The 23,583-nt window shown below is 45.4% G+C and carries 21 protein-coding genes; 9 read left to right on the forward strand and 12 right to left on the reverse strand.

The genetic code is table 11. The annotated features are described in order from the left end of the window. The first annotated feature begins 57 nt into the window (after positions 1–57). The 5 genes from FME95_RS10925 (at position 58) to FME95_RS10945 (ending at position 5,279) form a co-directional block, all read left to right on the forward strand. Positions 58–1,569: an ATP-binding protein gene (locus FME95_RS10925; RefSeq protein ID WP_147714523.1), complete on the forward strand. Its 1,512-nt coding sequence runs from the start codon at positions 58–60 to the stop codon at positions 1,567–1,569. Next, positions 1,562–2,245, forward strand: coding sequence for a response regulator (locus FME95_RS10930; protein WP_147714524.1), 684 nt, complete (start codon positions 1,562–1,564; stop codon positions 2,243–2,245). The genes FME95_RS10925 and FME95_RS10930 overlap by 8 nt, the downstream gene beginning before the upstream one ends. A 466-nt stretch (positions 2,246–2,711) precedes the next feature. After that, entirely contained in the window at positions 2,712–3,200 is a 489-nt protein-coding gene (locus FME95_RS10935; protein ID WP_147714525.1) for a hypothetical protein, read from the forward strand. 350 nt (positions 3,201–3,550) lie between these two features. Further along, on the forward strand, positions 3,551–4,852 hold the full coding sequence (locus tag FME95_RS10940; protein WP_147714526.1) for an NAD(P)/FAD-dependent oxidoreductase: 1,302 nt from the start codon (positions 3,551–3,553) through the stop codon (positions 4,850–4,852). Between the two features lie 64 nt (positions 4,853–4,916). Next, entirely contained in the window at positions 4,917–5,279 is a 363-nt protein-coding gene (locus FME95_RS10945; RefSeq protein WP_147714527.1) for a hypothetical protein, read from the forward strand. A gap of 50 nt (positions 5,280–5,329) precedes the next feature. Here the strand turns inward: FME95_RS10945 and FME95_RS10950 are convergent, their stop codons facing one another. After that, the gene (locus tag FME95_RS10950; protein ID WP_246109367.1) at positions 5,330–6,274 is read right to left on the reverse strand and encodes a LysR family transcriptional regulator; all 945 of its coding nucleotides are present in this window, start codon (positions 6,272–6,274) and stop codon (positions 5,330–5,332) included. A 72-nt stretch (positions 6,275–6,346) separates the two neighbouring features. Between FME95_RS10950 and FME95_RS10955 the strand changes: the two genes are divergently transcribed. Continuing rightward, positions 6,347–7,345 (forward strand): NADP-dependent oxidoreductase, encoded by a 999-nt coding sequence (locus FME95_RS10955; protein WP_147714528.1) that lies wholly within the window; start codon positions 6,347–6,349, stop codon positions 7,343–7,345. Between the two features lie 126 nt (positions 7,346–7,471). On the opposite strand, the gene FME95_RS10960 is transcribed toward FME95_RS10955, so the two are convergent. The 10 genes from FME95_RS10960 to FME95_RS11005 all read right to left on the reverse strand — a co-directional run bounded on the left by FME95_RS10960 (position 7,472) and on the right by FME95_RS11005 (position 19,397). After that, a complete protein-coding gene (locus FME95_RS10960; RefSeq protein ID WP_147714529.1) occupies positions 7,472–8,554 on the reverse strand; it encodes an ABC transporter ATP-binding protein in 1,083 nt (360 codons plus the stop codon). 58 nt (positions 8,555–8,612) lie between these two features. Beyond that, entirely contained in the window at positions 8,613–9,455 is an 843-nt protein-coding gene (locus tag FME95_RS10965) for an ABC transporter permease subunit (protein WP_147714530.1), read from the reverse strand. A gap of 20 nt (positions 9,456–9,475) precedes the next feature. Next, positions 9,476–10,360, reverse strand: a complete 885-nt coding sequence (locus tag FME95_RS10970) for an ABC transporter permease (RefSeq protein WP_222709975.1) — start codon at positions 10,358–10,360, stop codon at positions 9,476–9,478. 248 nt (positions 10,361–10,608) lie between these two features. Beyond that, entirely contained in the window at positions 10,609–11,952 is a 1,344-nt protein-coding gene (locus FME95_RS10975) for an extracellular solute-binding protein (protein WP_147714531.1), read from the reverse strand. Between the two features lie 382 nt (positions 11,953–12,334). After that, complete coding sequence (locus FME95_RS10980; RefSeq protein ID WP_147714532.1) at positions 12,335–13,474, reverse strand: ABC transporter permease; 1,140 nt, start codon at positions 13,472–13,474, stop codon at positions 12,335–12,337. Positions 13,475–13,484: 10 nt separating this feature from the next. Beyond that, positions 13,485–14,654 (reverse strand): ABC transporter permease, encoded by a 1,170-nt coding sequence (locus tag FME95_RS10985; RefSeq protein WP_147714533.1) that lies wholly within the window; start codon positions 14,652–14,654, stop codon positions 13,485–13,487. Continuing rightward, on the reverse strand, positions 14,651–15,637 hold the full coding sequence (locus FME95_RS10990) for an HlyD family secretion protein (protein ID WP_147714534.1): 987 nt from the start codon (positions 15,635–15,637) through the stop codon (positions 14,651–14,653). Before FME95_RS10990 ends, FME95_RS10985 begins: the two co-directional genes overlap by 4 nt. Positions 15,638–15,664: 27 nt before the next feature. Then, complete coding sequence (locus tag FME95_RS10995) at positions 15,665–17,020, reverse strand: TolC family protein (protein ID WP_147714535.1); 1,356 nt, start codon at positions 17,018–17,020, stop codon at positions 15,665–15,667. A gap of 218 nt (positions 17,021–17,238) precedes the next feature. Beyond that, the gene (locus tag FME95_RS11000; protein WP_147714536.1) at positions 17,239–17,520 is read right to left on the reverse strand and encodes an oxidative damage protection protein; all 282 of its coding nucleotides are present in this window, start codon (positions 17,518–17,520) and stop codon (positions 17,239–17,241) included. 260 nt (positions 17,521–17,780) lie between these two features. Next, the gene (locus tag FME95_RS11005) at positions 17,781–19,397 is read right to left on the reverse strand and encodes an ABC transporter ATP-binding protein (protein WP_147714537.1); all 1,617 of its coding nucleotides are present in this window, start codon (positions 19,395–19,397) and stop codon (positions 17,781–17,783) included. Positions 19,398–19,787: 390 nt separating this feature from the next. Between FME95_RS11005 and FME95_RS11010 the strand changes: the two genes are divergently transcribed. Genes FME95_RS11010 through FME95_RS11020 form a run of 3 tightly spaced genes read left to right on the forward strand, consistent with a single transcriptional unit; the run spans position 19,788 to position 22,364 of the window. Next, entirely contained in the window at positions 19,788–20,798 is a 1,011-nt protein-coding gene (locus FME95_RS11010; RefSeq protein WP_147714538.1) for an ABC transporter substrate-binding protein, read from the forward strand. Positions 20,799–20,803: 5 nt separating this feature from the next. Then, complete coding sequence (locus FME95_RS11015; RefSeq protein ID WP_147714539.1) at positions 20,804–21,604, forward strand: ABC transporter ATP-binding protein; 801 nt, start codon at positions 20,804–20,806, stop codon at positions 21,602–21,604. Next, entirely contained in the window at positions 21,594–22,364 is a 771-nt protein-coding gene (locus FME95_RS11020; protein WP_147714540.1) for an ABC transporter permease, read from the forward strand. Before FME95_RS11015 ends, FME95_RS11020 begins: the two co-directional genes overlap by 11 nt. 121 nt (positions 22,365–22,485) lie before the next feature. On the opposite strand, the gene FME95_RS11025 is transcribed toward FME95_RS11020, so the two are convergent. Then, positions 22,486–23,346, reverse strand: a complete 861-nt coding sequence (locus FME95_RS11025) for an alpha/beta fold hydrolase (protein ID WP_147714541.1) — start codon at positions 23,344–23,346, stop codon at positions 22,486–22,488. Positions 23,347–23,583: the final 237 nt, after the last annotated feature.

Consider the following 23,583-nt stretch of genomic DNA (forward strand, 5'->3'; position numbering starts at 1 on the left):
GATACCCAGCCTCGGTGTCTGTAGTGACCTTTGTTGCAGTGGCGCTATACTCACTTTATGGCTATCTCTCGCAAACTTTTTTTTTCCTTCCTCGCACTTACCTGCATTATTTTGCTGGCGACATTGTCGTTGGCGCGCTGGAGCTTTAATCAGGGGTTTTTAAACTATTTTCAGGCGCTAGAACAACGCCGGTTAGAAAATCTCAGCCTTGATTTGGCCGAGGCTTATGTTGCCGCCGACTATTCTTGGCAAGGCATTAACTCGCGCAGTTTTGATCGAATTATTCAAAATTACAGCCGCTCTCATAATGTGCAGCAATTGCCCAATCGCCAAGACCCTAATCGAACAGCGCCGCAGCCTCTAAATGGTCAGTCAGCGCCGTTCCCTAGACTCAGCGACCCCGCAGGAAATAGCGCCGAGCGCCAACTACCGAGGGTACCAATCAATATTCAACCAACGACATTACCGCCACCAAACCTGCCGCCAGCCAGTGTTTATGATGTCGATGATAAGCTGATTGTCGGCATGGCATTGGATCGACGGGCTGAAGGTTTAGTCGAAGCGCCCATTCGGGTAGAAGGCGAGCTAGTGGGCTCAATAAAAAGCATCGGCCCTGTTCGGTTGGATTACGATTTAGCAAAAGCCTTTTCGCGTCAGCAACTATGGACCAGCCTGTTGATTGGTGTGTTTTCGCTCGCGTTAGCGCTGGGCTTGTCGCTGTGGTTGGCAAAGTTATTTTTAACGCCGATTCAGATCATCATGACGGCCATCAGCCGCTTATCTGATGGTAACTACAGCGATCGCCTTGATGATCAGCGTAAAGATGAATTCGGTAATATGATGCGAAATATCGATCATCTGGCCAATACGCTGGACAAAAATCGCAGCTCTAGAAACCGTTGGTTGGCTGATATTTCTCATGAATTGCGTACGCCGCTGACCATTTTGACTGGCGAAATCGAGATGATGCAAGAAGGTCTGAAACCGCTCGATATGGATCGCCTTAAGTCGCTGCAACAAGAAACCGATCGCATGCGCCATATTGTTGATGATCTTTACCAGCTGTCGCTATCTGATATCGGTGGCCTGCGTTATAACTTAGAAATAATCGATATCTCCGAGCCAATACAAACCGCAGCTATGGCGTGCCAAAGTCGCTTTGATGAAAAGGGCTTGCAGTTCGAGTTGCACAGCGATGTTGTTGCAAAAACGCGCGCCGATAAAAAACGCCTAGAGCAGCTGTTTATAAATTTACTGACTAACGCCAGTGCCTATACCGATAAACCAGGTAAGGTGGTGTTAAAGGTTTTTGTTGAACAACAAGACATTGTTATTCAGCTTGATGATTCCGCACCGTCGGTTCAGGCCGATGAATGTGAGCTGTTGTTAGAGCCTCTGTACCGAACCGATGCATCGCGAACACGTAGAGGTGAAGGCGCGGGCTTAGGCTTAACTATTTGTAAGAATATTGTTGATGCTCATCACGGGCAAATTGGATTGTCACCTTCCACTCTTGGTGGGTTGCAAGTGGTCGTTAAATTAAAGCTAGAAGAAAAAACTTATGAGTAACGCATTAAAAGTATTGGTCATCGAAGACGAACCTAAAATTATTGAAATATTGCAAACCTATATGGAGCGAGAAGGCTATCAGGTTTCAGTATTAAGTGATGGCGCAGATGCCGTAGAGGTGATTAAACAAACGGAACCAGAATTTATTATTTTAGATTTAATGCTGCCCAATAAAGATGGCTTCACCATTTGCAAAGAGGTGCGTCAGTTTTCGACTGTGCCAATCATTATGTTAACGGCTCGTGTCGATGAAATAGATCGATTGATGGGTTTGGAGTTTGGTGCAGACGACTATGTTTGTAAGCCGTTTTCCCCGCGTGAAGTGGTGGCGCGTATGCGTACCATTATGCGTCGAATGGAAGCCAGTCTGCACAAAGAAGAAGAGCTAGCATACCAAGGTGTAACGCTGAATGTTGATCGCTTTCAGTGCCAAGTCGGCGGCCAGTTAGTGGAGTTAACGCCTGTTGAATTTCGCTTATTGCAGACCTTGCTGGCTCGGCCCGGTGTGGTGCATTCACGTGAATTGTTAATGAAGGTTTGTTATGTCGATGAGCGGGTTGTTAGCACGCGGACTATTGATAGTCATGTTAAAAACTTACGCAGTAAATTAAGCAATGCCATGCATGGTAAAGATTTATTGCATTCTATTTATGGCGTTGGCTATAAGTTGGAATGATGACTCAAGGCCTCTATATAGATAGACGGCTAGCATTTTTATTTTTTCATTAGAGCGGCTAAACAATGCCGCTTTTTAATTCATGCGATTTTTGTTTTATTTTTTTAGTGATTTTTTAACTGACGTTACGTCATATCTGTGTAATTTTTTCTGCACTTTTTTTCAACATTTATCGTTGTATTCTTCACTGTTTCTCCATTAAAGAAATGAGTTTTCTTGCCGGTCATAAAACTATTTTTAATTTTCATTGGTTTTGCGAAATCTCTACACAATAGGCGTGATCAAGCTCACTATTCTCAGCCTTATGTTTTTTAACCTTATCGAATCAGCGTTGAACTGCATGAGGCAATATTGCCGGCAAAATAGTGGTTGATGTTATTGGAATACAGATTGCGTAGTAATAGCTTCTAATAACAAGTGATCGATCAGCTTGTTTGTTTAACTGAGAATCAAAGAGGAAATTACCATGGTAGATTCTGTCAGCTCTTCTTCAGCAATGGCATCGATGATGACAACACCATCGAGCGCCACGACGAACAGTGCATCATCATTAACCGATGAGCAGACCGCAACATTAACCGACGTCTTGTCAAACTACGACGCCGACTCACTAACCGAAGCCGAAGCACAAGAAATTGTTTCCGCCTTATCAGAAGCGGGTATTGAACCTGGCGCAGGTTTGGAAGAAGCGATGTCGGAAGCAGGTTTCGATGCTAAAAACATTGGTGATCTTGCCGGAATTGGCCCGCAAGGTGAGCAAGGCCCGCCACCGCCACCACCAAGCGGCACAGAAGACAGTGATGTCGCCAGCTATTTATCTGAATTGATAGAAGCCAAGTTGGCCGAAACGGGTGAGTCAGAATTGAGCGAAACCGAAATGGCTGAAATTCAAGCATTGGTTGCTGATGAATTTGGCTTAGAAGACGACGATGCCATGATCGATGTTAGCGTCTGACGATAGGTGTTAATCGGAAGATGTGATCCTTTGCTGAGCCTGCAGTTGTAGGCTCAGCTTTTTTATACTCGACATGGCTATTTTTTACGCAACACTTTTTAAGCTAATTCACCGCAGTTGCTTTTATGATCTACTTTTTTATCTAAGCGCTCATCTCTGAGCACTGTTTTAATTTTCTTGCACACTTTAATCAGGTTAAAAAAATGTTAACGACGGCACAGTCTGTCTTTTTGCATGCTTTTTAATCAGCTTGAGGCGGCTTTTACATCTATAGTGCCAATGCGTCTTTGCTCGTTTCGCCGTATTATTTGTCTATCTAAAATTTTTAATCATCCAAGTAGAGGACATTCATGGATATCGTCATTATTGGTGGCGGTGCAGGCGGACTGGAGCTGGCGACTAAGCTCGGCAAAAAGTTTGGCAAGCGCAAAAAAGCCACTATCACCCTGATAGATCGAAACAGCACACACCTTTGGAAACCCTTATTGCATGAGGTTGCCAGCGGCAGCTTGGATATGGGCATTGACTCATTAAGTTATCGTGCTCACGCCTATCACAATCATTTTAAATTTCGTATTGGCTCACTCGATGGTATTGATCGTGAGCAGAAGCAAATCACGCTAGCGCCATTGGTTGATGAGCACGGCAATGAGGTGCTACCAGAGCGCAGCATGAGTTACGATATTTTAGTGCTGGCGCTGGGCAGCGTTACTAACGACTTTGGTACGCCTGGTGTGCGAGATAACGCCATCTTTTTGGATGCCTCGTCGCAGGCTGAGCGTTTCCATAAAGAGCTGTTGAACGGCTTGTTGAAGTTGAACCGAAACGCTATGACCGATGCCGACGCCGCTTATCGTATTGCAGTGGTTGGTGGTGGTGCCACCGGTGTTGAACTTTCAGCCGAATTGCATAACACCTTTACCACGATGAAGGCTTATGGTTTATCGGAGCTTAAATCTGAACAATTAAAAATCACCCTCATTGAAGCGGGGCCTCGAATTTTACCCGCCTTGCCTGAACGTATTTCGGCAGCGGCGCATAAAGAATTGGTTGAGCTGGGTGTCGATGTTAAGACAGACACTCTGGTTGCTAAATCAAACCCTGGTGAATTTGTAACAAAAGATGAGCAAGTCATCGCTGCCGATATTTTAGTTTGGGCGGCAGGCATTAAGGTGCCGGATCGGTTGGCACAAATTTCTGATCTAGAAACCAATCGCATTAATCAGTGGGTGGTTAAACCGACGTTGCAAACCAGCATTGACGATAGCATTTTCGCGCTTGGTGATTGCTGTGCTTGTCCACTGGGCGATACCGGTAAAACCGTACCACCACGAGCACAGTCGGCGCACCAAATGGCCAGCCATGTGTATAAAAATATTGTTGCGCAGCTGGCAGGAAAGACAAAGTTAAAAGACTATGTCTACACCGATTATGGTTCGCTAGTTAACCTAAGCCGCTATTCTACCGTCGGTAGTCTCATGGGTAGCCTGACCAAAGGCAGCATGATGATCGAAGGACGCATCGCTCGACTCATGTACGTCTCTTTGTATCGTATGCATCAGTTGGCGCTGCACGGAGTCTTGCGAACAGGCTTGCGTATGCTCAGCGACAGTATTAATAAAGTGCTAAGACCGCGATTAAAACTGCATTAATAATTAATTGATAACTATGATTATTTGAAAAGATAGATGGTTATTTGAAAAGGCATATATGATTGTGAAAAGCCTATCACAGAAAGTTTTGTTGGCTGTGTCCTTAGCCTTAATGGTTCCACTGTCGTGGGCCGGTTGTGCGCAAGATATAGAAACTCAATGTGTTGCTATTGATGAGAATGGTCAGGTTTCGGAATATCAGAGCTGTATCTTAAATGCCTGTGGCAATGTTTACAGTGCTTTTGTTGAATACATCTTTGATGATGGTAATTACATTCTTAACTCTGCCAACTTGGAAAGTAAAGAATCCGTCACTCGAGTTAACCAGTTAGAAGCTAAGCCTGTTGAGGTGAGTAGCGACATTAAAGAGGGTTTTGAATGCTATCAGGCTATTGATCAAACTCTCACCCTGTGTGGCCAATATTAGCTATCAAGACACAAATAAGCATCAACTCTAAAGGCTATAACCGATAGCCTTTAGAGCGACCCTTTAAGCCGCTCGGTTAAAAAATCGACTGCGGCTTTAATCTTTGCCTGTTGGTATTGCTGCTTTTGGTAGAGCAAATAAATACTACCGGCATCAGACGAAGGCCGAACAAACAGCTCAGGTTTAATTCCTAACTCGACTAATTCTTCGCTCTCAATATTAGGCTGAATGCACCAGCGCGGCGCTAATAAAATGCCTTCTGCATTAACCGCCTTACTCACCAACCATGGCACATTGTTGGACATGGCGATCGGTTCAATAGCTACTTTTTTCCACTGACCTTGCTGTTGCATTAACCAAGGCAAGGTGCCCGAAGGGCCTTTAAAGCAGATGGCTTTATGGTGTTGCCAATCGTCTATATTTTTCGGCGTGCCATAGCGCTCAATGTATTTGGGTGAGGCAACCAGATAGAATTTATTGCTTAACAACGGCACTGCAACAACGCGTTCATTTGGCGCATAGCCGCCGCGAATGGCAATGTCGGCTTCGTCGCGGCTAAACACCGCCAGCTCATCACTGAGTGTGACATCCAAAATGACTTTCGGATATTGGCGATTAAATTCGTCCAGCAGAGGCAAAAGCCGGCGCTCGCCAAAACTCACCAATGAGCTAATCCTTAACAGGCCTTGCGGCTCGGTGTTATGGCTGCGAACAATCTCTTTGGCGTCGTGTAGCTGCTGGTAAATATCCAAGGTTTGCTGGTAATAAAGCTTGCCCACCTCGGTGAGTTTAACCACCCGTGTGGTGCGGTGTAGCAGAGTCGTGTTGAGGTCGGCTTCTAGGTCGGACACTCGGCGTGAAAGTGAAGACGGCGGCACGTTAAAGTAGTGCGCAGCTTCGGTGAAACTGCCAGTTTCGGCGACTTTTAAAAAGTATTTGATTGCGCGTAATTCATCCATAACCACTATTGCTATAAAGACAATAAAGAAGCGCATATTCTAGTCTATATCTAGCCAAAAAACTCATTAATATAGCTGCCATATTCCAAAATAATGAGGACGATTGTGATGACAAGCTATACCGCTATTCACCTAATTGCGCGCCCTGGCGCAGAACCTGTTGGCCCGCAGTTGTTTGAGGTTGTTAAAAAAGAATTACCGAAAGCTGGCGCAGGCGAGTTTGTAATTAAGCAAACCCATATGTCGATGGACCCTGCCATGTTGGGCTGGATGAGCCCTGATACCGAAAGCTATATTCCGCCGGTTGAACTGGGAAGCGTTATGCGCTCAAGCGGTTACGGCGAAGTGGTTGAGTCAAACCACCCAGACTTTGCCGTGGGTGATCGAGTCATGGGCATGCTGGGTTGGCAAGAATATGCACTCAGCACCGGTGCAGGCATCAATAAAATCGATGCAGCTATTCCTGCTGAAATGGCTTTGTCAGTGTTTGGTCTGCCTGGCCTTACTGCAAGCCAAGGTTTTTATAATATTGGTCAGCCTAAAGCGGGCGAGACCATTGTTGTTTCTGGTGCTGCAGGTTCGGTCGGTGTCATGGTCGGTCAGATGGCAAAAGCCGAAGGCCTAACGGTTATCGGTATTGCCGGTGGTAAAGAGAAATGCGAATGGTTAGTCAACGAGTTTGGATTCGATGCTGCCATTGATTATAAAGCCGATGATATTGATGCCAAATTGGCTGAGGTTGCACCACAGGGTGTGGATATCTTCTTTGAAAACACTGGCGGAGCTGCGCAGATTCCGGTGTTTAACCGTATGAATGCACACGGTCGAATTGTGGTTTGTGGCCTTATTGCGGACTACACCACAGCAACACCAGCAGCAGGCCCAAGCTGGTTAAATGTCATTAAAAAGCGTTTAACCATTCAAGGCTTTACCATGCCTGACCACTTGCATAATGCAGCCGAGCTTGCAGGTAAATTTGCGCCTCATGTGCAGGCCGGGAAAATCCAATACCGCGCGCATGTACTTGAAGGTTTGGAGTCTGCAATGACCGGTTTAAATCTATTTTTAACCGGCGGCAATAAAGGCAAGTTGTTAGTTAAGTTATAAGTTTAAGAGCGTTATAAGTTAGAGAGCGTTATTAGTAAGACGCCGAAGTTTAAATCGAAAGCATTAAAAAGGCCTCATAGTGAGGCCTTTTTTTTATCTCACGAATCAATTAATTCATAAGCTGTTTTAGTTAATCCGCAAACCACTGTTCTGATCGAATAAATGAATGTTTTTTCCTTTAAAGAAGATCTTTAATTCAGTATTTTCAGTGGGCTCAAAGTTTTTAATATTGAGCGTGAACTTTTCATTGGCAACGATGCCATGCAGTAATTGGCTAGTGCCGAGTTCTTCTGAAAGTAGAGCAGAAAATTCTAAATCTATTTCGTTTTTAGTATTTTGTTGAGCCAGTCCTATATTTTCGGGGCGGATACCTAAAACTAATGACTGTCCGGGTTTGAGCAAAGCTTTAAAATCATCTTTTAAGTTAATTGTTTGACCATCAGCAAGTATTAGTTGCTTATCATCATTGACGGCAACCGGTAAAAGATTCATCGATGGCGCACCTAAGAATGTCGCTACAAATATATTTTTTGGGCGATGGTAAACTTCTTTCGGTGTACCGATTTGTTGGATTTCACCTTTGTTTAATACCACCAAACGATCAGCCAGAGTCATCGCTTCTACCTGATCGTGCGTGACAAACACCGATGTTGTACCTAAGTTACGTTGCAGCTGTTTTATCTCTAAGCGCATTTCGGCGCGTAAGCGAGCGTCTAGATTAGACAGCGGTTCGTCGAACAAAAACAGTTTTGGGTTGCGCACCATTGCTCGGCCCATCGCAACACGCTGACGTTGACCACCAGAAAGCTGACTCGGTTTTCGATCAAGATAGTCACTCAGCTGCAACATCTTGGCAGCGTTGGTCACTTTGCTGTCGATATCTTCGGCGCTATAACCACGGTTTTTTAAACCATAGGCCATGTTTTTATAGACACTCATGTGTGGATACAGAGCATAATTTTGGAATACCATGGCGATGTCGCGCTTGGCAGGAACCAAGTCATCGACACGACTGTCAGCAATATGAATTTCCCCTGCACTGAGTTCTTCTAGGCCAGCAATACTACGTAAAATGGTCGATTTACCACAGCCAGAAGGGCCGACCAAAACGAGAAATTCACCCGGTTCTATTTCCAGTGACAACCCCTTAACTGCTTGATGGCCGTTAGGGTAAGTTTTTTCAATGTTATTCAATTTTAAAGCACCCATTTTTTAGGCCTCCAAATAATAATTTTTTGTTAGAAAGTTGATTTGTATAAACGCCGTACTATTTTTCGCTTTCAACCAAGCCTTGAATAAACCAGCGCTGGAAAATAATCACAACAGCGACAGGTGGCACGAGTGATAAAACCACCAATGCAAAGGCGACGTTGAAATCCGGTACACGGCTTTCACGTATAACGCTTAAAATATTTTTAATACCCATAATGATGGTGTAGTAGGATTCTTCTGTGGTCATCATGATGGGCCATAAATACTGGTTCCAACCGACCACGAACATGATGATAAACATGGCCGCAATCATGGTTCTTGATAGCGGTACTAAAATGTCGAAAAAGAATCGAAACGGTCCAGCATTATCCAATTGGGCAGCTTCGAGAAGTTCATTGGGGATGGTTTTATAGAACTGCTGAAAATAAAAAGTCGCGGTCGCCGAAGCGATTAACGGTACAATTAGGCCAGTATAACTATTGAGTAGACCTAACTGACTGACCACATCGTAAGACGGTACAATGCGAACTTCCAATGGCAATAATAACGTACTAAAAATAATCCAAAATAAAAAACCGGCAAATGGAATGCGGAAATAAACTAAGGCGTAAGCAGCCATCATTGAAATTAAAATTTTACCAATGGCAAAGCCTAAACCCATGATAGTGGAATTTAATAGCATGCGATAACCGGTCGCCGTATCAGTAAAACCAGTTGCTTTAGTTAAAGCTGTTTTATAGGCAGCAAAGCCTTCACTGCCAGGTAAAAACTGCAGGCCTTCTTGTAAGATAGTTTGCGTGCTGTGCGTTGAGCTAGCAATTAACAGCCAAACAGGAGTTAATAAAAATAAAATTCCCACCCAAAGAATGGTGTGATCTAACCAATGTGAACGATTCATAAATAACCTACCTATAAAACCTAGTAATGAACTTTGCGTTCAATAAAGCGAAATTGGAAAAAGGTCAGTGATAACACCAGCGCCATCAAAACAACCGACTGTGCAGAACTTAAGCCTAAGTCTGCACCGAGGAAGCCATCTTGATAAACCTTATAAACCAGTGTGGTGGTTGCACCGCCGGGTGCACCGCGTGTTAGGGTGTCGATTAGGCCAAAGGTTTCAAAGAAGGCGTAGGTGAGGTTGATCACCAGTAAGAAAAATGTCGTTGGTGCTAACAGAGGGAATGTGATGGTCCAAAAACGACGGCTCGGACTGGCGCAATCTAATGCTGCAGCTTCGCGTACAGCTTTAGAAATTCCCTGTAAACCGGCTAAGAAGAAGACAAAGTTTACGGGTACCTGCTTCCACACTGAAACTAGAATTAATAACGCGGTAGCATCAAAGGCGTTGGTTTCAGGTGAAAAATCCCAACCCATACTGAGCAGTAGGTCGTACATGACCCCAATGTGACGGTTGAAAATAAAATAAGCAGTAATACCCGCAACCGCAGGTGCGACAGCATACACCCACGTCAATAAAACACGGTACGTCGATTGGAAACGAATCACCGCGTTGGCTTTAACTGCCAACACTAACGCAAGGCCAAGCGACAAACCAGCAACCATCGCTGAATAAAAGATGGTGAATAAAAAGGTTGATAAGTACTCGCTTGATTTAAACAGATACAAATAATTGCGTAAGCCGACAAACTCACGTGAAAGACCCCATGGGTCTTCGAGCATAAAACTAAGGTAAAAGGCTTGCAGCGCAGGCCAGATAAAAAATATCAAGATAATCAACATCTGTGGCGCTATAAATAAATAGGGGATCGCCGAATGTGAAAACTGAACACGCTTGTTAGACACCGTTACTTCCTTAACGCCGATTATCGGCGGACAACTTTAAAAAATCGATCGGTCACTGTTTAAAAATGAACTTAATTAAACCTTTGTAAAATAAATCTGAATGAATCACTTAATCTGGCTATTGATAGATTTATTTTAAAAAGATGAATTACTGTAGGTTTAAATAAATAAATAAAGCCAGGCTCGAAAAACGAGCCTGACCTGTTTCTTTGTCGAACGTTAAATAAAATTAACGATCGATAAACAACTTACTTAACGGTTTCAGCAAAACGCTCAAGGTTACGGTTACCGTCAGTTTCGATTGCTTTTAGCATGTCAGCAACAGTGGTTTCACCAGCCATTAGGCGATCCATTTCACGGTAGATAGATTCACGTGTTTGAACGTAGAAGCCCATGCGGTAGCCTTTTGTCCACTCGCTGCCGTGTAGGCTAAGCTGTTGGATGCCGACTTCTGCGTCTGGGTTTGCTGCGTAGTAACCGTCTTTCTTAGCTAGCTCGTAAGCAGCGTTAGTGATAGGTACATAACCCGTTTGCTCGTGCCAGAAGTATTGAGTTTCGGCTTTGGTTAGGTAGTCAAAAAATGCAGCAACGGCTTTGTATTCTGCATCCGTATGGCCGGCCATAGCGAACAAGGCAGCACCACCAATAAAGGTTGTACCTGGGTTGCTGTTAACGCTATTCCAGTAAGGAAGGTAAGTAGTGCCGAAGTCAAACTGTGCAGACTGTTTTAGGCCACCGAATGAACCAGAAGAGCCGATCCACATTGCTACGTCTTGTGCAACGAAAGCGTTTTGGTTGTCGCCCCACGCTTTACCGTAGTAGCCGTAGTAACCCTTGTCTTTCCATTCTTTAACGTGCTCAAAGTGCATGGTTAATTCTGGGTTGTTGTACATTAGCTCTGTTGGTAAACCACTGAAGCCGTTGTCTTTATCGGCAATCTGTAGGTTGTGGCGTGAGTGGAAGTTCTCAAAGAAAATCCAAGGTGTATGCGATTGAGAAAGTGCAATGTGACCTTGTGCTTTTAATTTTTCAGCAGTCATTTCAAACTCTTCCCAAGTTTTAGGCGGTGTAACACCGGCTTCATCTAGGATCGCTTTGTTGTAGTACAACACTGGCGTTGAGCTGTTGAAAGGCATGCCAATCATTTTGTCGTTAGCGTCAGCATAGAAGTAACGAACGCCTTGGATGTAATCGGTAATGTCGAAGTCATAACCGTTTTCGGTCATGATATCTTCAACTGATTTTGCCGCGCCTTTAGCGTTGATAATTGTCGCCGCGCCAGCATCAAAAATCTGAATAATGTGTGGTGCTTCACCAGAACGGAATGCAGAAATACCCGCCGTAATGGTTTCTTCATAGCTGCCTTTAAAGATAGGCGTAACAATGAAATCAGATTGAGAAGCGTTAAACTCTTCAGCCATGGCGTTAACGGTTTCACCGAGTGAACCGCCCATTGCATGCCACCACTGAACTTCTACAGGACCAGAAGCTTCAGTAGTCGCCGAGTTATTAGAAAGGTTATTGACGACAAAAAAAGCAATCGCTGCGATTACAACAACGCCAGCAATGATTGCCTGAATCATTTTGTTCATTGGAGAGACCCCTTTGGTTTCTGTTTAGAACTGAATTAACGGAGTCAGCAATCTATGAGGTAATTGTGAAAGTTTCGTGTCAGTATGATGACGATTCGATCGCAGTCACCGAGTCGGCCTGTTACAAATGAATGGCTCATTACGACGTTAGAAGGTAATGGTGAAGGCGATCACGACGTGTTTCGCGGCATTCAGCGGCCGCACTTTTCAGCTTGTCTTTTTGATTATATTTATTGGAGAATTATGACAGTTGAGTAAAGATTTAATGAATTGATAATTTTAAGCACTGGATTCAACTATTAACTGCCAGCTTATCGTTAGGCATTCGCCATTGCTTATTGAATGTGTGAAATGGACGACGATTGTCGCCCATATTTCATTGCTAGTTGGCTTCAACGGCAGTTGTATTCGCTGATTGCTGCCAGCGCTCAACCACCCAATAGCGGGCCAATAAACCCAAGCTCAACCAAATGATGGCATTGCGCCAGCCGATCAGCAACGAGGGTTGATGATCGACATAAGCGACATCAATAAGAGCGTTGACGCCCCAAGTGGATGGCAGCCATTGCGATAAATAACTTATCCAATCTTGCATTGCTAAATTAGGCCAGCTTATTCCCGAAATCATCAGCAACGGTACCGACAGCGGTATACACCAAATAAGCGCGGTTTCTTGTTCTTTAAATGCCGCAGTAACAACCATACCAAAACCAACAGCACCCAAAATAAAGGGCAGCGATACATTTAACAGTGCGGTGGGGTCGCCATTAAATACAATGCCTTGATGCGGCAGAATGACGCGGAAAAAGAAAATGATCAGCGCCCAGCCTTGCAAGCTGTATAGGATTAGGTGCGAGGCCCAAACCTTAAGCGGGTCGCCAACTGGTCGGTTCATCTCAAAACGATAACCCCAATGCATGCCCATTGCCATGACCAGAATTTGATGCACGATCATGACAAATACCGCCGGAACCAAGTACTGATAGTAACTTGCCTCTTCGTTATAGAGTTTGCTGATGTTTGCAGAAATTGGGCTGGCCGACATGATTGCGCTGATGGCGTTGCCTTCAACCTGATAAAAGGTTTTTAGCCGAATGTCGGTATTGATCTGCTGCACCAGACTGGCAAACGCGCCAGCGGCGGTACTGTAGACCAAAAAGTTATCGGTTTTACCACCAAAGGGGATATCGACCTGCTGTTGGTGCGCCAGCTTTACGCTGCTGTTTGCCGGAAAGTGAGCAAAAAATTGTGCATCGGGAAACTGTTCAAATTCGGCTTGATTCGGCTCGCCCGGTAAGACCGCAATTACATCGAGCTTAGGGCTGGCGTCGATCTGAAATATCCAATCGCGACTGGTATCGGAGTTTTCATTATCCCAAATAATGGTCGGCACTTCGTTAACCACCGCCTGTTCGTAAGGCAGTGGATAAAACATCGAGTAGACAATTGGTACTGCCATTAGGATGGTGAGCACCCCTTTATGGCGATAAATCCAAGCGCATTCTTGTAAAAAGGTATTCATTGATAAGCCTCTAATGCTGGAACCAAAGATCTTTTTGGTAAATTCTTGGTTTGAGCGCCACCACCGCCAGTATGCTAAACATTAGGGTGTAGCCAGCCAGTGGTAATAGATAAGGCAGTATGTCGCTCAAGCCTGCTTGCCAATGTAGGATCGCATTTTGCGATTCCATCAGGCTGGTGATGGGCAAAAATGCACGCCATGCTTGGGCGAACCAGTCCATGTTAAAGGTTGGAAAGGTAATACCGACGAACGAAAAGGCTGGCGTCGTGTAGAACGCCGCCATACTTAATGCCGTCCGATAGGATTTGCTGATCGCGGTAAAGGTAATGGCGGCGGCTTGATAACACAGCTGGGTTAACAGACCGGTAAAAATTAAACTGCCAAGCGAAGCATAGGAACCGGCACCGAGCACATTAAAAATATAGATATCAATTGCGATAATCCATAGTGCCAGTACCAGCGTTGGAATCAGCAACTTGCTGGCCAGTGCCAGCAGTAGATTACTGCCGCTGTGTTCGTACCATTGGGCAACGGTACCATCTTTAAATTCTTTACCTAAGGCAATGATGATCACCACGACAACCAACACATGCCAGATGTGCGGCAAAATACTGGCGAGCATAAAGCTTTGGTAATTCAAATAGCTGTTGCCTAAACGTCGAGCGGTGGCATTCAGTGGTACCGTGTTGGCAATGGCTTGGTCATAACTTTGGCCAGAAACCATAAGGTTGACGGCGCTTTCTTGCAGCGAGTTACGAATGAGGTTGCTGAGTACTTCGCCAGACAAAATATTACCGAGCATAAAGTTTTGTTGATTGACGTAAGCGTTGACTTCAACCGCTTCACCGGTGGCGAGCTTACGTTCTAAATCTCTCGGTATCACCATGTAGCCAAAGGTTTCACGCTGATGCAATCGCTTAACGGCATCGTCCGCTTCGGCAAAGACGCGTTCAAGCTGCACCTTTGGGCTGGAGTCGATACGAAAAATAATATCGCGTGAAGCGGCGGAGTTATCCATATCGACAATGTCCATCGGCACATTGTTGACCACAGGCACGCTAAATACCGAGGTTAAGCAGATAACGCAAACAGCTGGCAACACTAGCAGCGCACCCCAATAGCTGGGTTGCGTTAATAGTCGTTGCCATTCGCGTTTAACGCCGGCAATAAATAGTTTCATCGGGCAGCCTTGGGTAGCTCAATGATGGCAGACATTCCGGCACGCCAGTTGTCGTCGATCATGGCTGGGCGAGCGCGAACTTCGAAGGTTTTTAAATCGTAATCGCCTGGTTTAGACGCACGCCAAGTAGCGTAGCTGCCCATGCTCGATACGTAATAAACCGTAAACTCGACTTCTTTATCAAACGCTGGCAAGTAGGCGTTGAATTGGCTGCCTTTGGTAAAGAAAGAGAGCTGGTCTTCCGTTAGATGAAAGCGAATGTACGCCTGTTGCATGTCGATCAATGTCACCACAGGGAAGCCAGCTGGTGCGATTTCGCCTTCATTAATTAAGATGGAGGTCACTTCGCCAGCGTCGGTTGCGCTGATGCGAGTTTCGTCGATGGCTGCTTGTACTTCTGCTAGCTGGCCTTGAGCGGCTTTTAAGTCACTTTCGGCGGCTTCTTTGAGTTCTTCTTCGGTGCCTTTTAACGCTAACTGGTATTGCTCTTGCGCCGCTTCAAGTAAGTATTGGGATGATTGCGCCTGTGCTTGTGCTTCATCGAGTTTTTGTTCTGAAACCAGACCGTCGTCGTATAAATTTTGTAACCGCGCCAGTGATTTTTGCGCCAATTCTGCACCGGCTTGAGCGCGCAGCATGCTGTCTTTGGCAATGGCGACTTCTTCTGCACGAGCGCCTCGATTGGCTCTGGCCTTCATGGCTTGTTTTGCTTCGATTAGTGCTTGCACCTGAGTCAGCTTGGCGTCGATTTCTGGGCTGTCGAGAGTGAAGACTAAATCACCCGGCGCCAATACATCACCTTCTTCGACTTCGATAGAGCCAACACGGCCAGCGATTTTCGCGCTGATACGTAATTCTGGTGCATCAAAGTGAGCCTGAATCACATCCGCGCTATTTCGAGTCTGAGTAAAATAGCCGAAGCAGATAAAGCCTAAAAGGGCGATTAAATAAATGATGGTTATCGTGCGAGTTGGACGTTTCATAATTTATCTCTGTAATTCGAAGTCAGGTTATTGTTGCGTGCTGGCAGTAATGGGTAAGCCTTGCAAGAGCGATAAGAAGCGTTCGGTATCACCGGTCAGCGCAGCAAGCTGAGCCAGTGCGGTGTAGTAGTCGTACAGCGCTTTGTGGCTTTCTAATTCGATGCCGGTCACGATCAGCTGGGCATCAATTTCATCCAAGGCGGTACTGACACCCTGAATAAAAGCCTTTTCTTGCAAGCGTAGGTTTTCATCGGCCAGCTCTTTGCTGGACTGTAACGACAAATAGGCATTGCGTGCGTTATCGACAGCCAGCAGTGATTGGGTGGTATAAAGTGATAGATCGCGCATCAGCTGTTGCGATTTAAGATCGGCCGACGTGGTTAACATCTGATAGCTGCGAATGGTGGCGTTGCGATTGCCGCCGCCAAACAGCTTCCACTGTAACTGTGCGCCGACAACCCATTCAGGTTCTAACTCGGTTAGGTCATCGCGTGCTAATTCAGTCATGCCAAACAACGCAACGGTCGGTAGACGATCGCCTTTGCTGGCTTTAATTCCAGCATCGGCTTTATCTCGCTTAGCGGCAACTTGTGCCAATAGAGGTGAGCGTTGCAAAACCTGTTCGGTAATTTCGGCTTGATCGGGCAGAGGGATTTCTACATAGCTGAGCGATTGGCTTGGCGCTGCGACTTCTGAACGGAACAGAGCCTGATAAGCCGCGCTGGCCAGCGTGTAGTCGTCGTTGGCTTTTTGCCATTCTCGTTTCGCCTTGTCGCGCTCTACTTGCGATTGCAAACGTTCGGTGTGGGCAATGCTGCCTTCTTGCTCCATGCGAATGGCGCGGTCGAGGTGTTTTTGTAGATTGTCGTAAGCCAGTTTACGCGTCGCTAAATTTTGCTGCGCTAACTCGACACCCAAATAGCGGCTAATGTAAGTGCTGAACAGCTGGTCTTCTATCTGCTGTTTTTTGGCAATGTTTTCGGCGATGTCGGCAAGTTCTGAGTCGATGCCCGCGCTGATTTTTCCGCCGGTATAAATTGGCAAGCTGACGGTCAGTTCTGTGTCCCAATAAGCTTGGTCTTGGATGTCGAAATCCATTGTGCTGCCTGGTACACCTGTTAGCGCACTTAGATCCATCGACAACGAAATGTCATCGTCTAAATAGTTGTATTGGCTGGTAAAGTTCACCGTCGGTAGGCGACGGGCTTTGGCGTTCTCAAGCTGCGCCTGTTCAGAATCGATTACCTTTTGCTGCGATGCTAAATCACCGTTTTCTTGCAGCAATAAATTCCAATGTTCGCTGATTAGGCTGTTGGCATGAGAGGGGGCTATTTGTAAAAAAATAAAGACCGCAAAACCAAGCGATCGAATCTGCAACGACATCCTAACTCCTTATTACTGCTGAATGCTTAAGTAGGTTGTTCTTTTCTTGGACATTTCAAGGCTGTGTAGCGATGATTTAAAGGTATTAAAAGACGGCGGCCATAATACGGGCACTGTCGTTTATGTTAATTGATTCTAAGCAATGGAATGATAGGCCAATAGTCATACTAATTTAAGCAATGTTGATAAGCATAAAGGGCCCGATGTTTTCGTTTAGCTTAGTTATCTGACGGATCTGTAGGCACAAAGCCTTCAATGCTGTCGACTTCTTCGCCGTTGAGGAATTTATTCATCTGTTCCATTAGATACTTACGGGCGCTTGGGTCGGTAACGGTTAATTGCTTTTCGTTAATTAGCCGAGTTTGATGCTCTTGCCATTCGCTCCATGCCTGTTTTGAAACCGACTGATAAATTTCTAAGCCTTTAGGGCCGGGAAAGGGCGGTTTTTCTAAACCGGGTAGTTCTTTTTTATAGCGTTGGCAGTTCACTAGATGGCTCATTAAAACGACGACCTATTTAAAAATTCGGCCTAAGTATCGCGCACTTTTCATGGTGAGTGAAGGAAGTGGCATTATAACCTTTCAATCATTCGCAGTTTTATTGAGCCTCTTTTATGAGGTCTTTTTTATTAGGCTTTTTTTATTAGGTTTAGTGATGAAGTCGTGATTCGTTTAATGTGACATGTACAGCGCAGATAAAAATCGATTGCTTTGGCATGGCCAAAGCAATCGTTCACAACGATTGATCAAGGCTATCGATCTTAGGCGCTTTCGGCCAAGTCTAAATCGAATGAAGCGTTGATCAATGTTTTGGTGTAATCGTGTTGTGGTTTTTCGAAAATTTCTTGTGCTGTACCTTGCTCAAGTACTTCACCGTTTTTCATCACCAGAACGCGATCGGACAGTGCTTTAACAACACTTAAATCATGGCTGATAAACAAGAAACCGATCTGGTGGTTTTTCTGAATTTCACGCAACAAATCAATCACTGTTAATTGTACTGAACGGTCCAGCGCTGAAGTTGGTTCGTCTAACACAATGAACGACGGCTCTAGAATCAGTGCGCGAGCAATCGCGATACGCTGACGTTGACCACCAGAAAATTCGTGAGGGTAACGGTTGATCATCGCAGGGTCTAAACGGACTTCTTCTAGCGCTTTACGTGCACGAGTCAGGCGCTCAGCTTTAGAAAGTTCTGGGTAATGTACGGTTAAACCTTCAGAGATGATTTCACCAACGTTCATACGTGGCGAGAGCGAACCGTAAGGGTCTTGGAAAACAATTTGGATGTCTTTTTTCAGAGCCAGCTTTTGCTTGTTGCTTAGTTTGCTTAAGTCTTGGCCTTTAAATAGAACTTCGCCAGTGCTTGGTAATAGACCAATGAGTGCACGGCCTAGAGTCGATTTACCAGAACCCGATTCGCCAACAACACCTAAGGTTTCGCCCTGTTTTAGATCCAGAGAGATGCCTTTAACTGCATCAAAGTAGATATCTTTACGGCCTAAGAAGCTGGATTTAACTAGGTATTGAACCTTCACGTCTTTGGCGTTGAGTAATTCTTTATCGGTTGTCACGCTTGGGTCTTTCATGCCAGAAGGTACTGAATTAATCAGCATCTTGGTGTATTCGTGCTCAGGGTTTTCAAATACTTCTTTGGTGATGCCAGTTTCAACCACTTCACCTAAACGCATAACAATAACGCGGTCAGCAAAATGCTTCACCACACCTAGATCGTGGGTGATAAACAGGATCGACATGCCGATTTTTTTCTGAATCTCTTGGATCAGGTTTAGCACTTCCATCTGCACGGTAACGTCCAGAGCGGTAGTCGGTTCATCGGCAATAAGAATATCTGGTTCGTTGATCAACGCCATTGCGATCATGATGCGCTGTAGCTGACCGCCAGAAAACTCATGTGGGTATTTAGTGAAAGCCTTTTCTGGCATCGGTAACTGAACCAGTTCAAACAACTCAAGCACACGCGCTTTGGCCTGTTTTTTACTGATGTCGCGCTGGTGCGTGGTAATGGCTTCGGCAACCTGTTCACCTACTCGCAGGTAAGGGTTTAATGAGGTCATCGGCTCTTGGAAGATCATACCGATACGGTTGCCACGGAAGCCGCACATTTGTTTTTCCGATAAATCGAGCACCGATTCACCGTTATAAAGGATTTCTGATTCTTCAGAGACAGAGCCATTGGGCGGCAGAATACGCATGATCGCGCCGGTAGAAACCGATTTGCCTGAGCCTGACTCGCCGACGATGGCAAGCGTTTCGCCCTTTTCTAGCGAGAAGCTGACATCTTTTACTGCGTTGAAAATACCGTCGTTGGTTGCAAAGGAGACAGATAAATTATTAACACTTAATAGGGATGACATTAAAAACAGTCCTTTTCTTGCAAGTTAATAGGCCTGCTTCAACGTTTTCAGGCAGCCCATTTAGAATTGATGGCACATTTAATTGGAATTGCTCCTTTTTTGCAATATTCAATGTCATTTTTTGCAACTATCTGATCAAAGTGAGCATTTTAGTGCAACGTTAGGGCTGTTTTTGTTCAATTTGGTGCGTTTTTTTCTTAATTTGTCGCTCAAGGAATAACTTAGGTGATGGACTTTGATAATTGGGTGGCAAAAAGATGAAAGTTGGTTACTTCCTCATCAATGGTAAACGGAATGCTCATACTTTTGACTGATTAGTCAATATTGGGTCTATTGCTTGCTCTATTAAGTACTGACGCAGTTCATTTAATAAACAAAGAGGAATAAAACATGCGAACTCTGTTTTCGAAATGCTTGGTAGCTCCGGCATTATTCGCCAGTACGTTGGCTAGCGCCGAAGTGAAGCTTCCGTTCACATTGGATTGGAAATTTGAAGGGCCATCGGCACCTTACTTTTTAGCAGTCGATAATGGTCACTTTGCCGATCAGGATTTGTCGGTTGAAATTTCCGCAGGCCAGGGTTCGTTAGACGCTATTCCTAAGGTCGCCACAGGCGCTTACCCAGTAGGCTTTGCTGATATTAACTCGCTGGTAAAATTCTTGGACCAAAACCCAGGTGCGCCAGTGACTGCTGTAATGATGATTTACGATAAACCACCTTTTGCGGTTGTTGGTCGTAAAAGTCAGGGTATCTCGACGGTTGCTGACTTAGAAGGTTCTGTATTAGGTGCTCCGCCACCAGATGGCGCTTGGGCGCAATTCCCTGTGTTCGCAAAAGAAAACGGTTTGGATATGTCCAAAATTAAAGTCGAACCTGTTGGTTTCCCAACGCGTGAGCCAATGCTTGCCGAAGGTAAGGTCGACAGCGTAACTGGCTTCTCGTTTTCGTCTTACTTGAACCTAGTACGTTTAGGTGTGCCAGAAGAAGATCTGACGACGCTATTAATGGCCGACTACGGTTTGGCGCTGTATGGCAACGCCATCATTGTTAATACCGATTATGCAGAGAAAAACCCAGAAGTGATTACTGGCTTTTTAACTGCAGTAGCTGAAGGTGTTAAAGATGCCGCGGCCGATCCAATGGCTGGCGCGCAAGCGGTTATCGACCGTAATCCTGCAGGTAATGTTGAGTTAGAAGCTTGGCGTTTAAAGCTGGCTTTACAAGACAGCATTTTAACCGATTACGTTATGGCCAATGGTCTAGGCGATATCGATGTTGAGCGCTTCGAAAAAGCATTAGAGCAGATTGCTGTAACTTACGAGTTTAAAGGTGAGCCTAGCGTATCGACGATCTTTACCGATGCCTACTTGCCAGCGTCTGAACTATTAATGATGAAGTAGCCTATATGCCTGTTTCTATTTCTATTGAAGGCGTAAAACACGCCTACCAAACCGGGCAGCAGCAACCGCTGCCTGTGTTGGATGATCTAAATATCACCATTCCTGAAGGTAAATTCACCGCCGTTGTCGGACCATCGGGTTGCGGTAAGTCGACGCTGACACGATTGGTTTCTGGTTTGCTATTCCCTAACGAAGGCACCGTCAGTTTGGGTGGCGAGCCGGTTAAAGCTCCACGCTCAACGGTGGGTATGGCGTTCCAAAACCCTGTGTTGTTGGAATGGCGCAGCATTATTCAAAATGTTGTCTTGCCGTTAGAAATCGTGAAGAGCGAATTGACTCATAATCAACGCCTAAAACGCGCCGCTAAACTGTTAAAGATGGTTGGCCTTGAAGGCTTTGAGCATAAGCGACCGTCGGAGCTTTCTGGTGGTATGCGTCAACGTGCTTCTTTGTGTCGCTCGTTGGTTCATAACCCCGATGTGTTGATTTTGGATGAGCCGTTTGGTGCCTTAGATGCCTTTACTCGTGAAGATTTATGGCAGCTGATGCGCGATATCAAAATTAAGCAGCCTTTTACTGGTTTGTTGATTACGCACGATCTACGCGAAAGTGTCTTTTTGGCCGATCAGGTGGTTGTGCTGTCGAGTCGACCTGCTAAAACGCAATTTGTTTTGGATGTCGACCTGCCGGAAGATCGCACTATCAACTCTTTATACACACCAAAAGCGGTAGAAATGCTGGCGACGTTACGCGAGCAAATAGAAATCGCTCAAGGTCGAAAAGAGGAGGTGGCCGATGTCGAGTAAATTGAAAAACTTACTGATCCCTCTGCTCGCCATTGTTGTGTTTTTAATCTTGTGGGAATGGTTGGTTTGGTTTAACCAGTGGCCGAATTACAAGATGGCTTCGCCTTCGGATGTTTGGCCTGCGTTTTGGCAATATAAGGCATTGTTTGCCAAATACTCATGGGACACCTTGTGGCGCACCGTTGTTGGTCTTGGCTTGGCGGTTGTGGTTGGTGTTTTTTTTGGTGTGGTTATGGGTTTTTCCAAAACCATGCGCAGCGCACTTTACCCGTTGCTGGTGGGCTTTAATGCCATACCGAAAGCGACATTAGTGCCGGTAATTGCGTTGATCTTTGTTGGTCAGCATGATTTCAATACTGTGCTTATTGCTTTTATGATTTCGTTTTTCCCAATTGCGGTGTCGGTTTCGATTGGGCTTTCAACATTGGAGCCAGAATACCAAGATATCCTCAAAGCATTGGGCGCATCGAAGTTGACCATCTTTTGGAAAATCGCTTTACCTAAAACACTGCCAGAGTTTTTTGGTGCGCTAAAAGTTTCGGCAACGTTGGCCTTTATCGGTACTAACCTGATGGAAATTGTAGAACCGCATGGCCGAGGTTTGGGGCATCTGTTCGACAGCGGCAAAATTAACGCCGACTATCCATTGATGTTTGCTGTGCTTATTGCCTTAGCGGTATTGGGTATTTTGCTGTACTACATCGTGGTAATTCTGGAGAAGATTTTTGCTGGCTGGGCGGAGCGTCCTTCTGATCATTAGTGATTTATAATGATTCATTTTTTACAGCCATTCGGTTTTTACAGTAATTAACAGTCAGCCATCGTTGGTGAATTAAACTTAAAAAGCGGTAACGTCATATGGCGTTACCGCTTTTTTGTTTTTAGTGCTCGCTTGCTATCACTGACTCGGTCACCCAATCTATCGCGTCGGCAACAACCTCTGGTGTTTTAAACGGAATAAAGTGATTGGCCTTTTCATCGAGCTTGAGCTGCAGTTGTGCATTGCTCAGCTGTTGCTGTAAATAAAGAGCGTTCTGCGATTTGACCAGCCAGTCTTTCTCTCCTTGTAAAATCACAACCGGCATATTGATGGCGGCTAACTCGGGTTTTAATTTTTCTAGCTCTTCATCGAGTGTCAGCATTTCTTGGTTTGAATCTGTCATCCGTTGGCCAATGAGCCATTGCACAGGTATCAGCCGAGCCGCCTGATGATACCAGCGCGGTTGGCTGACGGCTGGGTCCGCCGGAGAGGCGACCAAAACAATACCATCGATTAATTCAGGAAAACGCTGCGCCAGAGCCAACACAACCGGCCCGCCCCAGGAGTGGCCGACTAAAATGGTTGGCGTTTCGCTGGTTTGTTCGCTCCAGCTGGTGTGCTCGATAATCGGTTCGATCAATGCCACCTGATCGGCCAGCTGTGGATACATTCGTTGCTGCGCATCTTTCGAGCTGCCCCAGCCAGGGCGGTCAATGGCAATAACGCGATAGTGTTGTGCAATATTCGGCTGTGCCATCAAGGCTTGCCACGCATCGGCAGAGCCGGGAGTGCCATGAATCGCAATCAGAGTAGCCTTGGTTGTCTGGCTCGATGGTTGTTCAAGCCACGCCAATTGGCCCTGAAAAATATCTGAGTGCCAGTTAAGCAGTTGGCGATTATCTGGGGATTCTTCCGCACTTAATTGGCTAAATAGTAGGCCGCTGATAACAACAGTGATAAACCCCATGAGTAAGTATTTCATCCGTTTGATTCGCCCTTTCAGTCGCTGTTCTAAATTACAAAATAGAAGCTTAGGCCATCTATTTAGCGAGGAGTTCCATCAATGCTGCAAAGTATCAAATCAGTGCGCCGAAACGCCTTTATGCTCACTGTTATAGCGGCTATTGCCGTTGTTTATCAGGTCTAATTACCGTGAATTCAGCAATAGCAAGGCTGCCTGCTGGATTGATTTTTTGGTGTGATCGTTGCAAGTGATATA

It is taken from the genome of Reinekea thalattae (assembly GCF_008041945.1).
In the GTDB taxonomy this organism is placed as follows: domain Bacteria; phylum Pseudomonadota; class Gammaproteobacteria; order Pseudomonadales; family Natronospirillaceae; genus Reinekea; species Reinekea thalattae.